18 protein-coding genes and 2 pseudogenes are annotated in these 15,318 nt (G+C 37.7%); 7 read left to right on the top strand and 13 right to left on the bottom strand.

The window, feature by feature from the left end; translation table 11 throughout:
- Positions 1 to 15: 15 nt before the first annotated feature.
- The 3 genes and pseudogenes from M5V91_RS17830 to M5V91_RS17840 all read left to right on the top strand — a co-directional run bounded on the left by M5V91_RS17830 (position 16) and on the right by M5V91_RS17840 (position 3,235).
- Positions 16 to 656 (top strand): annotated as a pseudogene (locus M5V91_RS17830) (pyridoxamine 5'-phosphate oxidase family protein).
- Between the two features lie 162 nt (positions 657 to 818).
- The gene (locus M5V91_RS17835) at positions 819 to 2,381 is read left to right on the top strand and encodes a histidine kinase N-terminal 7TM domain-containing diguanylate cyclase (protein WP_284521405.1); all 1,563 of its coding nucleotides are present in this window, start codon (positions 819 to 821) and stop codon (positions 2,379 to 2,381) included.
- Positions 2,382 to 2,410: 29 nt separating this feature from the next.
- Positions 2,411 to 3,235, top strand: a complete 825-nt coding sequence (locus M5V91_RS17840) for an MBL fold metallo-hydrolase (RefSeq protein ID WP_251174062.1) — start codon at positions 2,411 to 2,413, stop codon at positions 3,233 to 3,235.
- A gap of 57 nt (positions 3,236 to 3,292) precedes the next feature.
- Here the strand turns inward: M5V91_RS17840 and M5V91_RS17845 are convergent, their stop codons facing one another.
- The 3 genes from M5V91_RS17845 to M5V91_RS17855 form a co-directional block, all read right to left on the bottom strand.
- A complete protein-coding gene (locus tag M5V91_RS17845; RefSeq protein ID WP_284521406.1) occupies positions 3,293 to 3,898 on the bottom strand; it encodes a hypothetical protein in 606 nt (201 codons plus the stop codon).
- A gap of 172 nt (positions 3,899 to 4,070) precedes the next feature.
- A complete protein-coding gene (locus tag M5V91_RS17850; protein ID WP_019379440.1) occupies positions 4,071 to 4,730 on the bottom strand; it encodes an NAD(P)H-binding protein in 660 nt (219 codons plus the stop codon).
- Positions 4,731 to 4,786: 56 nt separating this feature from the next.
- A complete protein-coding gene (locus M5V91_RS17855; protein ID WP_251174064.1) occupies positions 4,787 to 4,972 on the bottom strand; it encodes a hypothetical protein in 186 nt (61 codons plus the stop codon).
- 249 nt (positions 4,973 to 5,221) lie between these two features.
- Here M5V91_RS17855 and M5V91_RS17860 point away from each other — a divergent pair, with 249 nt between their 5' ends.
- A complete protein-coding gene (locus tag M5V91_RS17860) occupies positions 5,222 to 5,710 on the top strand; it encodes a pyridoxamine 5'-phosphate oxidase family protein (RefSeq protein ID WP_019379442.1) in 489 nt (162 codons plus the stop codon).
- A gap of 516 nt (positions 5,711 to 6,226) precedes the next feature.
- Here the strand turns inward: M5V91_RS17860 and M5V91_RS17865 are convergent.
- Together M5V91_RS17865 and plsY are read right to left on the bottom strand one after the other, a co-directional pair.
- Positions 6,227 to 6,706, bottom strand: a complete 480-nt coding sequence (locus M5V91_RS17865) for a DinB family protein (protein ID WP_009335211.1) — start codon at positions 6,704 to 6,706, stop codon at positions 6,227 to 6,229.
- 95 nt (positions 6,707 to 6,801) lie between these two features.
- The gene (plsY, locus tag M5V91_RS17870) at positions 6,802 to 7,377 is read right to left on the bottom strand and encodes a glycerol-3-phosphate 1-O-acyltransferase PlsY (RefSeq protein ID WP_019379444.1); all 576 of its coding nucleotides are present in this window, start codon (positions 7,375 to 7,377) and stop codon (positions 6,802 to 6,804) included.
- Between the two features lie 277 nt (positions 7,378 to 7,654).
- Here plsY and M5V91_RS17875 point away from each other — a divergent pair, with 277 nt between their 5' ends.
- On the top strand, positions 7,655 to 8,461 hold the full coding sequence (locus M5V91_RS17875; protein ID WP_284521407.1) for a Ger(x)C family spore germination protein: 807 nt from the start codon (positions 7,655 to 7,657) through the stop codon (positions 8,459 to 8,461).
- A gap of 29 nt (positions 8,462 to 8,490) precedes the next feature.
- Complete coding sequence (locus M5V91_RS17880) at positions 8,491 to 8,625, top strand: hypothetical protein (protein ID WP_284521408.1); 135 nt, start codon at positions 8,491 to 8,493, stop codon at positions 8,623 to 8,625.
- Positions 8,626 to 9,077: 452 nt separating this feature from the next.
- Here the strand turns inward: M5V91_RS17880 and M5V91_RS17885 are convergent, their stop codons facing one another.
- The 3 genes and pseudogenes from M5V91_RS17885 to M5V91_RS17895 form a co-directional block, all read right to left on the bottom strand.
- Entirely contained in the window at positions 9,078 to 9,314 is a 237-nt protein-coding gene (locus tag M5V91_RS17885) for a hypothetical protein (RefSeq protein ID WP_284521409.1), read from the bottom strand.
- Positions 9,311 to 10,185, bottom strand: a pseudogene (locus M5V91_RS17890) (helix-turn-helix transcriptional regulator). Before M5V91_RS17890 ends, M5V91_RS17885 begins: the two are co-directional and overlap by 4 nt.
- 251 nt (positions 10,186 to 10,436) lie before the next feature.
- Complete coding sequence (locus M5V91_RS17895; protein WP_217027610.1) at positions 10,437 to 10,883, bottom strand: Lrp/AsnC family transcriptional regulator; 447 nt, start codon at positions 10,881 to 10,883, stop codon at positions 10,437 to 10,439.
- A gap of 118 nt (positions 10,884 to 11,001) precedes the next feature.
- On the opposite strand from M5V91_RS17895, the gene M5V91_RS17900 reads away from it, so the two are divergent.
- Entirely contained in the window at positions 11,002 to 11,556 is a 555-nt protein-coding gene (locus M5V91_RS17900; RefSeq protein ID WP_251174066.1) for a cysteine hydrolase family protein, read from the top strand.
- Between the two features lie 107 nt (positions 11,557 to 11,663).
- On the opposite strand, the gene M5V91_RS17905 is transcribed toward M5V91_RS17900, so the two are convergent.
- The 5 genes from M5V91_RS17905 to M5V91_RS17925 all read right to left on the bottom strand — a co-directional run bounded on the left by M5V91_RS17905 (position 11,664) and on the right by M5V91_RS17925 (position 15,298).
- Positions 11,664 to 11,912, bottom strand: coding sequence for a P-loop nucleotide/nucleoside kinase family protein (locus tag M5V91_RS17905; RefSeq protein WP_251174067.1), 249 nt, complete (start codon positions 11,910 to 11,912; stop codon positions 11,664 to 11,666).
- 7 nt (positions 11,913 to 11,919) lie between these two features.
- Positions 11,920 to 12,195: a P-loop nucleotide/nucleoside kinase family protein gene (locus tag M5V91_RS17910; RefSeq protein ID WP_251174068.1), complete on the bottom strand. Its 276-nt coding sequence runs from the start codon at positions 12,193 to 12,195 to the stop codon at positions 11,920 to 11,922.
- Between the two features lie 306 nt (positions 12,196 to 12,501).
- Positions 12,502 to 13,017: a DinB family protein gene (locus M5V91_RS17915; protein WP_217027605.1), complete on the bottom strand. Its 516-nt coding sequence runs from the start codon at positions 13,015 to 13,017 to the stop codon at positions 12,502 to 12,504.
- Positions 13,018 to 14,218: 1,201 nt separating this feature from the next.
- On the bottom strand, positions 14,219 to 14,413 hold the full coding sequence (locus tag M5V91_RS17920; protein ID WP_019379451.1) for a hypothetical protein: 195 nt from the start codon (positions 14,411 to 14,413) through the stop codon (positions 14,219 to 14,221).
- Positions 14,414 to 14,566: 153 nt separating this feature from the next.
- Positions 14,567 to 15,298, bottom strand: a complete 732-nt coding sequence (locus tag M5V91_RS17925) for a class I SAM-dependent methyltransferase (protein WP_019379452.1) — start codon at positions 15,296 to 15,298, stop codon at positions 14,567 to 14,569.
- Positions 15,299 to 15,318: the final 20 nt, after the last annotated feature.

The raw sequence follows: 15,318 nt of genomic DNA on the forward strand, positions 1-15,318 counted from the left end.
AAAAAGGTGAAATTTATGAGGTCAAAATATACAGATATTATCACTACCAAGGAAGAATTTGCATCTTTTCGGGAAGAAATCGGCCAGCCCAGTGCGCGTGCCGCCAGCAAAGTCATTACTTTCATCGATGAGCATTGCAATGATTTTATTTCCAAATCCCCTTTTTTAACCTTGTCCACTTCAGATTCTGACGGAAAATGTGATGTTTCTCCGAGGGGGATTCCCCCGGATTTGTGACGGTTCTTGACGAGCAGCATCTTTTTATTCCGGAACGGCCGGGCAATCGAAGAATGGATTCCGCTCATAATATCATTGGAAATCCCAATATTGGACTCCTTTTTCTCATACCCGGGCTTGGAGAAACGCTAAGAATAAATGGCAAAGCTTATATTTGCCGTGACCCTGAGCTCTTAGAGAAGAGCAAGGTTAAAGGCCGAGCTCCTTTATTTGGAATTTTAGTAGAGGCAGAGGAATGCTTTATCCATTGTGCGAAAGCATTGATCCGATCGGGATTATGGAACGGGGAATCATGGCCCGCGAAAGAAGCCCTTCCTTCTGCCCCTGCAATGCTGGCAGCTCATGCAAAATTGCCGAATGATACATCCGAACAAGTGGCGAAGGACCTCAAGGATAGCTATAAAAATAGATTATATTAAGGCAGCCTCCAGAAAAGAGCGGCTGTCCTGGCACTTGGCGCTGCTGCTGCAATGAAATGACCTTTCCGGAAACGCAATGAGCCCCTATATCTAATAAAGCTAGTTTTATAGAAAAAGGAATTATATAATAGGAGAAAAATATTTTCATTGGAGAAAACTTATATGGGGCAAGAATTATGGATGTATATCCTCATTCTCACTTTTTCAGGGACACTCAGCTTATCGCTTTGTCTCTTTGCACATTTTAAACTAAGGAATGCACCGGGTGCCGGACCTTATAAGATCTTAACACTGCTGTCCGCAATTTTTGCCTTTTCTTATGCATTCGAACTGTCGGGCTCCACTTTAGCAGAAATTCAATTCTGGCTGGGCATTGAATATTTGTTCATGCCATTCATTCCTGTTTTCACTTTATTGATGTGTCTGGAATATGCCGGACACAAGCTGGGCAAGCGCCTATATTTTTCCCTGTTCATCATCCCGATTTTAACCATCTTTATGCATCATACCAATAAGCTTCATCATTTCTACTACTCAGCAGTCAGGCTGAGAGAGGATACGCCATTTCCCGTATTGGATCTGGAATATGGATTCTGGTTTTACGTGCACGCCATTTTCCTTTTCATGTGCCTGATGTTCAGTATGATCATCCTGCTTCTGCGCTTAAGAAGATCCTTCTGGCGTTTCCGAATGCAAATCCTTTTGATGACCGCCGGACTAGCTGTTCCGATTGTCGCCAATCATTATTATCTGAATAACCTGAGTCCCTACGGCATTGATTTAGGCCCTGTATCCATGAGTATTTCCTTCATCCTGCATGGCATAGCGCTCTTCTCATTCCAGATGTTCAATCTCGCTCCAATAGCAAGGGACACGGTTTTTGAAAGCATGAAGGAGGGTGTCATCGTTCTCAATCAGAACGGGGCAATCGTGGATTATAACCAGGCGATGCTGCCTGTTATGCCTGATCTGAAGCAATCTGCCATCGGCAAGCATATTCATGATGTTCTGCATGGAAACAGCACGCTTAGAAAAGTTATCTGTTCTGGAAAGAATGGGGATTATGTATGGGAAAATGAGGGGGAGCAGGTCCATTTCCAAGTACAATTTTCACCCGTCTATTCCCTGAACAAAGACCCCATTGGACGAATTATCTCATTGGCTGATGTAACTGAAAAAGTAAATATGCAGAAAACCCTTAAACGTTTGGCCAGCGTTGACAGCTTAACCCAGATTTATAATCGGGCCTATTTTTTAAGTGAGATGGAAAGCTCCCTGAGCACCCTATCTCCAGGTTCGGATGTTTCACTTATTATGTTTGATATTGACCACTTTAAACATGTCAATGATACATATGGCCACGAAGCTGGCGATCTCGTGCTGGTTCAGATTGCAGGCCTCGTGAAAAACAGCCTTCGAAAAAGGGATATCATCGGGAGATATGGCGGAGAAGAATTCATGATTTATTTGCCTGACACGCCTGCACACGATGCACACCTGCTGATCGAAGCGATCCGCCTGGACATTGCCGGGAGCCCGATCATTGTGGATGATAACAGAATTTCCATCACCTCAAGCTTCGGCCTGTCACATACAAACGTCTCAGCGGATAATCTGGATAATCCATCCAAAACCCTATTGAAGCACGCCGATCTCGCACTTTATGATGCAAAAAGGAATGGCAGAAACAATGTACAGCGTTATGGCGAAATACTTCATGCATGACCCTGATATCAGGAAAGGAGCTGAATGTTTTGTTTGTTAAGAAAAAGGCATCCACGGGAGAGAAACACGGTGTTTCCTACCTGAATGGCCAAATTAAGTTTCAGGGTGTTTCCTTAAATGTCTATAGCTATTTAACGGATGGAATCTTAATTGACACTGGCGCCCAGTCCTTACATACATTTTTCCAGCCATTTATGGATGAAGGCGATTTTGACCAGGTCATGATCACCCATTTTCATGAAGATCATACAGGCTGCGCGGCATATGCTGAAAAAACAAAGAAACTGCCTATCTTTTTAAACGAAAAATCTATCATTTCCTGTGCTAAAAGGGCAGATTACCCTTTATACAGGCAGCTCTTTTGGGGAAGAAGAAAGCCATTCAATGCCCAGGCCATGCCTGACTCATTTTCATCCCGTAAAGCACAGTGGGATGTCATCGACACCCCCGGCCACGCTTCCGATCATAAAGCCTTCTTAAACAGGGAAACAGGCCAGCTGTTTACTGGCGATTTATTCGTCAGCGAAAAGACCAAGGTCGTTTTAGCGGAAGAAAGCATACCGGAAATTATCCGATCACTTGAACGCGTTCTCACTTACGACTTTGAAGATGTATTCTGCAGCCATGCAGGCTATGTAGAAGATGGACGCGCAGCACTCAAGCGAAAGCGGGATTATCTGTTATCTATCCAGGATGACGTATTCGCTCTGCACAAAGAAGGGAATTCAGCCGACGCGATTCAGCAAAAGCTTTTTCCGAAAAGATATCCGATCGTCAAGTTTTCAGGCGGGGAATGGGATTCACGGCATATTGTCACATCAATACTGGAGGAAAGCAGCACACGCACACCGTAAGTGAACTCGCCAGGGGCGAGTTTCTTATTTGTTTGATCCACTGAGTCACACTTTTTCTTAATGAGGAACCTTTTCCACCAGTGTAATTTCTTCAACCCTCCACTTTTCCTCACTGTCATATTGTCCCGGCGCCTTGGCCATAACAAATTGGTAATCCTGTGTAACTTCTTCTGCTGTTTGATAGGTGAGGCGGATTTTATCTTGTTCGATTCTAAACTCTTTAAGATCAAGAACGGAATTGGGTATCCATTCAAACCCCTCACCATTGAATATAAACCCGCAATGGCACTTGCCGGATCTTTCTCCTGCATAGTATCCCAATCCATCTATTCTGGCTATAAACGCATTCGCCTCCTTAAATGATTGTGCTGCCTTGTAGGATTCAATCGTCTTTATCGCTGCTAAAAATTCCCTATATTCAATAGCAGACCTTAAAGATTCGATTTCCTTCTTCAATTCATCAATCTCCTTCCTTGCCACATCCAGCATCTTAGCATTATTTTCATATTCTTTTTCGAAACTTGCGGCTTTCTCAGCTAATCTATCTTTTTCTTTTCTCAGCTCCTCAGCCGCATTTGAATTATTTAAACCGTCCATGATAGCCAAAATGGCAATCATCAATAGAACGGCAAAAGCATAAGTTATGTAGTTTTTTTCAATCAAATCCCTCCTATCCCAGCCAGAAATTCTGGCTTGCACCGCCATCCCGCATCATAACTATATTCCCAAATATCACCTAAAACACCATATAAATCCCCTGTTCACTTTATAAAAAAATAACTTTGACCTTTTTGTCCAAAGTTATTAGTATCTTACTCTATGAGGTACATATTGATTACTCGATATTATTTAGCCCTGCACATTCCCAAATCGCTTTGCCTTCTAGTGTGAAAAATCCGTTATCCATTGTTTTAGCGGAATGGATCATGGCTTCCGCCAATATTTCTGTCGGCAGAGGCTTTTGAGAACGAAGTATTCCAAATTTATTAAAAAACTGTATGGCTTTCAATCCGGCAACTTCCATTGTTCTATCACTATTTTTTCGTATCAATACAGGCGGCTTGAAGATTGATAGCTTTGGGAACCCTAAAGCCTTTACAGCCTCTTCTAACTGCCCCTTCATCCTTGTATAAAAAATGGGAGAATCAGGCGAGGAAGAACCTGATGATACTAATACATAATGACTCACATTATTTTCTCTGGCAGCTTCCGCAAACTGGTATTGATAATCGTAATCAATTTTCCATTGAGCTTCTTTACTTCCCGCAGCTTTTAGTGTAGTTCCCAAACAAGAAAACAAAACATCCCCCTTCACCAAATGCTTCCATTGTTCCGAGTTGTCAAAGTCAATCACATGCACCTTTAATTTTTCATGCTGGATATGAAGATCACGCCTGGCAAAAATATCAACCCGATGAAAAGAATCATCCTCCAGCAATATATCCAGCAAGTCCTTGCCAGTTGCTCCCGTTGCTCCTATTAATAATGCGTGCATTTTTTTCTCCTTATATTTTATATAGTCTATTCCAAATTATATACCACGTTCGTTCATTATTTGTCATTATCTAAATCACGATCAAGAAATGAATCCCTTTTCTTATTAATCCCATACTTTGTTTCGATAAATTGACCCGCCACAGACTTGTTAATACCATCCCTGACTGCTGCGGAAATGACTATATACAGAATAAATATTCCAGCAATCCAAAGAATGATAGAAAATAAGAATGAACCCAAACCATTTATACCTCCTCCTGACTTTTAAGCAATTCGCTTTCAATCCGCTTTCTTTCCTTAAGTATGTAATGCTATTTATTTGACTTCCTTGTTCGATTACCCTGCCTCTATGTTCAAAAAGAAAAAAGTTGCCAAGCAGTGGTCTGAACATGGTTTTTCGGTTTCACTTTGAATATAGTTAGGCTACACCTGAATAATAGCAGGAATGAAGGGTAATATACCTCTATATAACTTTAACGAGGTGATGGAATGTCTAATATGATAAATCAAGAAGAAATAGAAACATTAAGAGAGTTAATCAAAGACATAGACACGGCCATGCTGACAACGGTAACTGAAGAAGGGCTTGTGTCCCGGCCCATGAAAACACAAGAAGTAGAATTTGATGGTGACTTATGGTTTTTCACTAAAAAAGAGACTAATAAATATGATGAAATTTTACATGATCAAGATGTTAATGTAGCCTATGCAGGTAAATCCTATGTTTCCGTCCGTGGAAAAGCGGAAATAGTTGAAGATTTAGATAAGAAAAAAGAATTGTGGAGCAAAGCATATGAGGAAATTATGCAAACTTCTTATGATGATCCAAACGTTGTCCTGATAAAAATAAAAGCAGAAGCAGTCGAATATTGGGAAACCGGTAACTTTACGAAGAAAGTAGCCTTTCTCTTTAAACGCATGACAGGGCAAAGTTCTAAATCGACAGATGTAAATGAAACGGTTGAATTGAATAAATAACAGCAAAAATGGGTTGTCTAATTATAGGACAACTCATTTTTGTTGTGTAATTGCTGATCCATTTGTTTCTATATTAATCTCTGGGTTTTCTTTAGCTGATTTTTAATTTAGTACTTTTAAATACTGAAAAGTAGACTGCCTTTGTCATTCCTTATCAGACTAAGCCTAGCTCCATCTATTTAACAAGAACTATTTTCACTTGAAACCTTTCGCAATAGTTCATCTTGTAAAAAAGACCCCTGCTATGACGACCCAGGTTTAATTTAATAAAAGTATATAGAAGAATGAATTGGAATCAACGCCTCAGCATGTTTAATGCTTTCGTTTTAAGTTCCTAGGTGTTTACTAATTCCTCTGTAGTTAACCATAACACCTCAAAACAAGCTGCCTTGTGGCAATTGCTCATAAATTTACTTTACATCTATTTCGCTAACCTGCCCTGATCTTGAATAAAAATGATTGGCTTAGCTGCTGAATATTTTTTCTTTTGATACTTTCGAAACCTCATTAATTATCTTACTTATTTTTCCAACTCCTTTGCAGTTTCCGGACGTAAATGATTTGTCCTATATGGTAGGCGTTATGAGTGGATAGATTCCCAAGTATTGCCCACCACTCTGCAGCTTCGGGGAAACCCTCAATTTCACTTTCCAGTTTTTCTTGGGAGAGCAGTTCCTGCCACTGCAAGAGTACCTCTAATAGCTGTTCTTTTAAGTCAGTAAACTTTGCATTTTCCGGAATTATAAAGCTTTCATTATTATCAGCTAGGGGTGGAACAGCATTTACGTGAGATTTTTGATACCTCTTTTGCCAGGTTTCATTCCAATAAAGCAGATGCTGAACAATTTCTGCGATGCTATTGCTCTCCTCATTGGGTTTCCAAAACGCATCTTCCTCTGATAAGTCTGCAACTGATTCTGAAAATGGAATGTACCAGCTAGGGTCATTTGCATTTGCTGACAATTGATCGGCCAAAACATCGATAGCATGAGACATATTCGCCACGCTCCCTTTGATTAGTTACTATTCAGCAATCTCTAAATCCAATTATTTTTTGCCTTTGCCGAATACCTTGTGTTTTTTGAATATCATTACCATAGTTTGTTTTCAGTTCCTGTTATCAATCTTTTGATATTTTGTCTATGCAAAATGATCACTAATACACTAATAAATAATGAAAGAGCAATAATGACTTTATCCTCAAATATAAGGCTGTAAATAAATATGGCTATTCCAGCTAACATTGAACTTAATGAAACATACTTAGATAGTATCAAAGTTAATAGAAATACAACAAAGCCAGTTAAAGTACCGAAGGGTGTCAAAAATAATAAGACACCGGTTGCTGTCGCAACAGCTTTCCCGCCTTTAAACCCTGCAAAAATAGGGAATACGTGGCCCAATATGGCCAATAAACCACAGATAATGGGATTAACCGCAGAATTAAGGATTTGAGGAAGTAAACAAGCAAATGTACCTTTTAATAAATCAGCAATTGCAACAATTAGTCCTGCTTTCTTTCCAAGAACCCTATAAACATTGGTTGCACCAAGGTTCCCGCTGCCGTAACCTCGAATATCGGTTTTATAGAAAAGTTTACCGATAACTAAAGCAAATGAAAATGAACCAATCAAATAACTTAAAAATAGAGTTAAAATATTGAGCATGCTATTCCTTTCTTACTTAGCTTATGTATATGGGTATTCCAGTTAATAGCCTTATTTTCCTTCCTTCATGTTCAACTATTTCTGCCCCTTTCGCACAAAAAGCTGTAACCGATCTGCTAAACCTTTATAGAGAAGCCAGCCCCCTAAAGCGTCTACTTTCATCTTAATAACTAAAACCCCTTATTCAGGAATCCCCTTATTACGAATATTCTTCCACACAAAGATTCATACTAATTTTGTACTTATTTTCATTGAAGGCAGTAACCATGACATAGTTATGATCATGCCAATAGCAATTGGCATAGCGATTCTAATTATGTTGAATGGAATCCGTATTGCCAATATTAAAGGTGAAGCAGAAATGAAAAAGCTTATACTAATATGCCTGTTCTTGCTGCTTTCGGGCTGTGTTGATAAAGAAATCATTGATGATATAAATATTGAAGTAGGTGTCGGCTACGATTTAGCAGAGGATGAGAAAGATAAGTTTAGAGGAACTGTATTATTCCAGGAATTCCAGCCAGATCAAAGTGTAATTAACAGAACATTTTCTGGAAATGGAAAACTTGGGCAGGACGTACGTCTCGATGTTTCTAAACAAACATCAGAACCAGTAGTCACAGGTGGATTAAAGCTGGCTATATTTGGACCTGAAATTTCCAAAAAAGGAATTTTCGACTTGATAGATTCTTTTCAGAGAGATGCAAGTATGGGGGCACGCGTATTTGTTGCAACCGCAGAGGGAAAATCAGAAGAATTGTTAAACGGCGATTATGGAACCAGGGGAAACGCTACGTATATCTCTAATTTGATTCAGCATAATATTGAACATCGCGATATTCCAATAACCAATTTACATATTTTTTCCCGTGATTACTATCAGGATGGTAAGGATCCCTTCTTGCCCCGACTAAAGAAAGCCGGGAATGATAAGGTGAAGATAACTGGAATTAGTCTTTTCCAAAAGGATAAAGAAGTGGCCATCCTCCCTGTGAAGGACATGTTCTTTTTTAAATTGCTGGTAGATAAATATAGCGAAGGAAACTTCGATGTTAAGTTAAAAAAGAAGCATATGCTGCTGTAAAGAGCATTAAATCAAAGAATAAAACAAGGGTGACTAATAATCATGCCGCCATAACCATTAATCTTGAAGGTATTATTGATGAATATACGGGAGATATTTTAACCCCACAGATTGTTGGAGAGGTTGAAAAGAAACTGGAGAAAAAATTGAAAAGGAATGCTTAAGATTATTACTGCAATTTCAGGATCTCGGAATAGATCCTGTTGGCCTCGGTCAAAAGAAAAAAACCGGAATCGGAACTTTGACTTTAAAAAGTGGGAAGACGATTACAAAATGTTAAGCTTCGATGTTAAATGCAATGTAGTAATTGAAGAAACAGGCGTTCTTGAATAAGAGCGGACCATAAGTCTGTATTCCCAGCTTTCCAGGTTGAAAAAATGTTTTTTTAAAATAGATCGAAATAAAATTGAAATGGTCGAAAGAATGTTGTTGAAATGCAATCTAACACTCTTTTTTATCGATCTGTTATTTAATCAGTCCCTCACAACCTCTTTTAAATGACAACTTAATGGAAGGCGCTTCCTTTATTTCAGAAAAGCGCCTGATTGCTGACGTCTGTTACATGCCATACTCTTGCACCTGATTGTTTAAGTGTAATCTTTAAAACGCTGATTAACTAACGAGACAAATTTCTTTTTTCTAATTCGCTTTTTAAATTTAGACTTAGAACTAACTCTGCCAGGTTATCGTCAGTTTCAAAAATTCGTTGATTGTGCTGATAGCATTGCAGCATATTAGGATACTCTTCACCTAGTTTTTCCATTTTCGTTTGAATTTTATATTCCTTTGTCCCAAAGCCTAGTGATGTATAGAGTGTAAAAAATAAATCAATAACTAAATCAATAATAATCAATCTTCATCAAATCCTAAATTAATCGGCTCTAATGGTAATTTATCCTGTGTAAGCATATTTGTTGATGCAACGGATAAATCTGCTTCTTCAAACTTAAATCCATCAACCCAAACCTTGCCTGTTCCCGTTAATAGGATACCAAAGTGAATAGAAGCACTTTCTTTTGGAACATCTAATACAATCGAATAATAGTTCCAGTCCGTTGTACCGTGAATCGGACGATTATCCATATTATCAAACTGAATCACATCGCTTGAAGCATTATCTACTCGACACCAAACTCCACATTTTACGACTTCCTCTGTCTTTAAGAAACAAGACACTTTAATGCGTTTTCCTTTCCAGTTATTTGCTGAAAAGCTTTGCATCATTGTCCCGAAATGTTCTTCACCTGCATCCGTTTTTGAAGTCAGTAAACCTGATTTCGTACCCGTATGAAATACTTGTCCATCCGTTTTCATTTCATAAAAAGCTGGGTGATAACCACTCAAAATCCAGCCTTTGATTGCTTCAAAATCACTCATATTTTTTCCTCCATCCCTTGAAGAGTTCGCATTTGTTTGCGATATTTTCCAGGCGGCATATTATATAGCTCTTTAAAAGAACGTGTAAAAGCTTCTTGTGATTGAAAATGTAATTTAAACGCAATTTGAATAATCGATTCATCTGAATGTAATAAATACATTGCTGCTGTGGCCAGTCTTCGTTTTCGAATATATTCGCTTATCGTCAATCCAGTTTCCTGTTTGAAAATGCGTGATAAATGGTATTTCGAATAACCAATTTGCGATGCATAATCATCTAAATGCCAATCATCTAATAAACTTTGTTCTAAAAAATAAATTACATCTTGAGTTACTTCGCTATACATATTGCTCACCTCACTTACTGATTTTAGAGGAATTATAAACGATTTTTTTGATATCATTTGCTATTTTTACTATTATTTTCATTATATATAATCTCAAAGGCAGCTATGGTGTAAAATTAAATTCCTTATTCCACTAACCTGCTCCATTTGTTAAAAAATAAAAAGCCGCCTAGTTTGGCAGCTGATCTTGAGCATTTGGACCCGTTAGCTTAAGTACAAATCATCACAATCTGTGTTTTTCATTAAGATTTCTATTGTATTGCAGCAATCAATGGGTGAAGCTGTTTTATCTCTTGTATTGATAGGTGTAAACTATAGTTTCCATGCTCGAGAAGTTTATTAAGAAAAAGATTTAATTGTTCTTGGGATTTAACTTTTATTTTTAAATGGTAACAGCCTTCTCCAGATACTCGGTGAGCTTCAACTACCTCTATTCGACCTTGAATAAAACGGATAAACGCATCATGATTAGCTGTTTTCATATGAACAATGACAAACGCTGTATAAGAAAGCCCTAGTTTCAGTTCATCGATTATAAGGGAGTAGGCTTTAATTACACCACTTTCCTCAAGTTTTTTAATACGATTCCCTACTGCCTGGCCAGTCATATGAATTTGTTCTCCTAAGTCCTTCCATTGAATACGTGAATTTTCAGTTAGTAACCGGAGGATCTGAAAATCAATTTGATCAATATCCATAATAAAATCCTTTCACCGTGAAATTATTTGATATAAAAGTCTTTCATCAAAGTATCGATAAAAATGAAGATATTATTTATCATTTTATTATACTGAATCTTTAAATGAGGTGGAAAAAATGAGCACAGCTTTAATCATTGTCGATATTCAAAATGACTATTTTCCTAATGGAAAGATGGAATTAAGCAATCCTGAAAAAGCAGCCGCTAATGCTGCTAAAGTTCTCAATTGGTTTAGACTGAATAACAAAGATAATATTTTCCATGTGCAGCATATCGCAAGTGATCCAGGGTTAGGCTTCTTCCTTCCGAATACGGAGGGAGTTAAACTAAATGAAGCTGTTCTGCCATTAGAAAACGAAAGCATTATTATTAAAAATTTCGCTAACAGCTTTTTAAAGACACAATTAGAAAGCAAATTAAAAGAAAAAGGAATAACCAAGTTAGTGATCACAGGTATGATGACACATATGTGTATTGATGCAACAGTAAGAGCTGCTGTGGATCTAGGCTTTGAAACTACATTGATAGAAGATGCGTGTGCGACAAGAGACTTATCTTATCAAGACAAGGTCGTGCCAGCTGAACAGGTTCATTATGCGTTTATCAGCGCACTTAACGGTATGTATGCCAATGTAATTTCGACCGAGGATTTCCTGCAGCAGAACAACTAATTAAATTGAAATGGGAGTTTGTTTAAAAACAAATTCCCTTTTTGGCTGTTGTTTATAGAGTACAAACCTGCTCAGTTAATTGAATAATTTTTTCCTTTTTGATAGTTCTAATTATCAATCACCATTTCTCCTTCACCATTTGGTATTTCAAAACCATTAAGGTAAGAAGTTAAGATTTCTTCTGAAATAGGGAACGCGTTTGCATCAAATCGTTTGTTGCGTAACTTAAGCCGTTCAAGTAAATCATTAGGCTGAACTTTTAAATAAATAAGTTTCCATTTACCCCCAGAATCCTCAATAAGTTTTTTATATTGGTACCTTCTTGCACGATCCCAAAAACTGAAGTCGATTACCACCTGTTGTTTATCGTGTATTAACTTTATTAATTAAACGATTGCGTAAATTTTTTTCTGCATCTTTCTTGTATTCCTCAATTTTTTCAATTGGGAAATCAATCCCATAACGACCATTAACAGCCCATATTTCTTCATCAATAGAAAGACGTACAAAACCTTCTTTTTCCAATTTTTTTGAGAAAGTAGTTTTCCCAGAACCAGCCACACCACACATCATCACCACTAATGGGGTTAAATTATTTCGTTCACCATAAATCAAGTCAAAATTAAATTTTCCAAACACCTTTATATCCCCCATTCAATTAGGAATTCCTTCCTTACCTTTATGGTAAATGCCCTTTCTATATTTAATGAATCGTGTCAAGAACCAGCATGATTATTTTTTAATCGTTCTCTTTTATCTTCAGGCGTTTCAGTACCAATAGTTTCTACAGTGAATATATTCTATATTTTATCGTCTATACCTTTTAAAGCTAACCTGCCCCTGTAGTTAAAAATAAAAAGCCGCCTAGTTTGGCAGCTGGATCTTAAATCGGTTATTATGTCTTTCTATATTGATTAAACCTACTTACAATAGTGGCTCTAGAGTTTAATCAAATAAAGTTTGTCTAGGTTCAGCCATTCCAAATTGTGCCCATTCTTCTTTTGAGGGACCATAAATCCCTGGAACACTAAGTCCTGCTTGTCTCATTAGTATAGTCATTTGTCCCCGGTGATGAGTTTGATGTTGGTTTAAAAATAACAACAGACTTCCCTTTGTCATTTTCATGCCAAAGAAATCAATTTGTTCCAACAGGGTCTCATCGGCCCATTGAGTTTCCAACGCCTCAATTAGGTTATTTGAAGCATTAGTATAGCTCTCAGCAATGAAATTAGCTGAAGATGGAACAGACCAGTCTTCACTAGGAGCTGCAAACCTTAAACCTGCCTGTGAACTAATCACTTTAATAGCAGTGACGGTATGCCACGCTATACGCCCTAAAGACCATTGATTTGAAGTGACTTCCTGCTTTAATGATTCATCTGTGAGATTCTTAAGAACCCTGCTTGTAGCCCCAGCCTCAAATTCCCAGGATTTAAAAAAATCGCTTAAGCTATGATACATTTTCAGACTCCTCTCAATTTATACTCATATTAACATTCTCTCTCATACTTAAATTACCTCCTCTTTTTTCATGGCTGCACCCCAGAAGTTTGGGATTTCCAATCATTAATTGCCTCGTATTTTTAATTAACTTAAAAAGTAAAGTACATAATTTTTATACCTGCTAATTAAACTAAGAAAAAAGTGGTGAATCCGAATGGCTAATTCAAGAACTAACCGACTGCTTATTGGAAGTACAATTTTATCTAGTGCTCTTAGTATCACAATTATTGCTTTAACAATATATCACCATTTTACAATTCAAGATAAAATCGATGAACTGAAGAAGGCTTAGGAAACTAAGCCTTCTTTAACTACTTGCCCCTTTTTAACCAGCAGCAATCATAGTTAATCGGGATGTATTACGACGAAAAGGACGGGGATCGAGGGGAAAATGTAGTTAATCGAGAGGAATAACGACGAGAATAACATGGAGCCAGGGAAAATGGTAGTTAATCGGGAGGTTTAACGACCAAAAGGACGAGGGTCAAAGGAAAATGGTAGTTAATCGAGAGGAATAACGACGAAAATGACATGGGTCCAGGGAAAATGGTAGTTAATCGGGATGTTTAACGACGAAAATAACATGGGTCCAGGGAAAATGGTTGTTAATCGGGAGGTTTAACGACCAAAAGGACGAAGGTCCAGGGAAAATGGTAGTTAATCGAGAGGTTTAACGACCAAAAGGACGAGGGCCAAAGGAAAATGGTTGTTAATCGGGATGTTTAACGACGAAAATAACATGGGTCCAGGGAAAGTGGTAGTTAATCGGGATGTTTAACGACGAAAATAACATGGGTCCAGGGAAAATGGTAGTTAATCGGGAGGTTTAACGACCAAAAGGACGAGGGCCAAAGGAAAATGGTAGTTAATCGGGATGTTTAACGACGAAAATAACATGGGTCGAGGAAAAATGGTAGTTAATCGAGATGTTTAACGACGAAAATGACATGGAGCCAGGAAAAATGGTAGTTAATCGGGAGGTTTAACGACCAAAATAACATGGGTCGAGGGAAAATGATAGTTAATCGGGAGGTTTAACGACCAAAAGGACGAGGGCCAAAGGAAAATGTAGTTAATCGAGAGGTTTAACGACGAAAATAACATGGGTCGAGGGAAAATGATAGTTAATCGGGAGGTTTAACGACCAAAAGGACGAAGGTCAAAGGAAAATGGTAGTTAATCGAAATGAATTACCAGATTGATTAGTAAAAGAACAAATTAAAACCCCGGATTTTTTCAATTGCTGTATTGACTCTGCAACATCGGAAAACAATTTAAAGTCTCCTGGATAAATAACACTGCCACTTCCACCGATAGTTCCATCCCTATCCATAAAAACTGCTTGTAAAAACATAAAATAATTCCTCCGAAATACCTGTAATTTTTAATAAATTATTCTGTATTAATTAAAGGAATTCCTGTATTTTGGAAAATACTGCTTTAACTAACCTGCATCGCCTGTTAAATAAGAAAAACGTCCTGCATTTGCGCAGGAACGTTTAAACAATTACTTTTCTGCTGAGATAATTAAGAACATAGGTCTACGGAGTTCATCTTTCATTTCAGGAATACTGATTAACATTTCCTCAGAGGGAATAGGTTCCTTAATTGTCCTTATATTAAATCCAGCATTAACTAAGGCATTGATATAAGTTGAAAATGTGCGATGGTATTTTATAACGTTTTCAGTTAGAAATGTTGTTTCACGTAATCCTTCCAATTGGTAATTGTCAACTGCCCAATGCAAACGATACCCTTTGTCATCATGATGCCAATCTTGTTCGTTCCGAGAAGTGAAGATTGGATGTTCAACTGAAAAGACAAAAGAACCTCCAGGCTTTAAACAATCATAGACCTTCTTACAAATTGCTTCAAAGGACTTAATATAATGAAAAGCCAATGAGCTGATGACAACATCAAATGGAGAGTCTGAAAAATCAATGTCTTCAATTGGCATTTTAATGTATGAAATGAAGGAATCATGAGTCATTTCACGAGCTTGGTCAAGCATTTTTTCAGATATATCTACTCCAATAACAGACCTTGCCTGCTGTTCACGAGCATAACGGCAATGCCAACCGAAACCGCATCCCAAATCTAGTACACTTTTGTTTCGGAGCTCGGGTAAAAGTTCTTTTAATACATGCCATTCTCCAGCAGCTTCAAGTCCTTTGACTGAACGTGCCATTTTTTTATATTCAGAAAAGAAATTCACATCATCATACTTGTTTTGCTTCAATTTATACAACTCCTAAAATA

The sequence above is a fragment of the Cytobacillus pseudoceanisediminis genome, from assembly GCF_023516215.1.
GTDB classification, from domain to species: Bacteria; Bacillota; Bacilli; order Bacillales; family Cytobacillaceae; genus Cytobacillus; species Cytobacillus pseudoceanisediminis.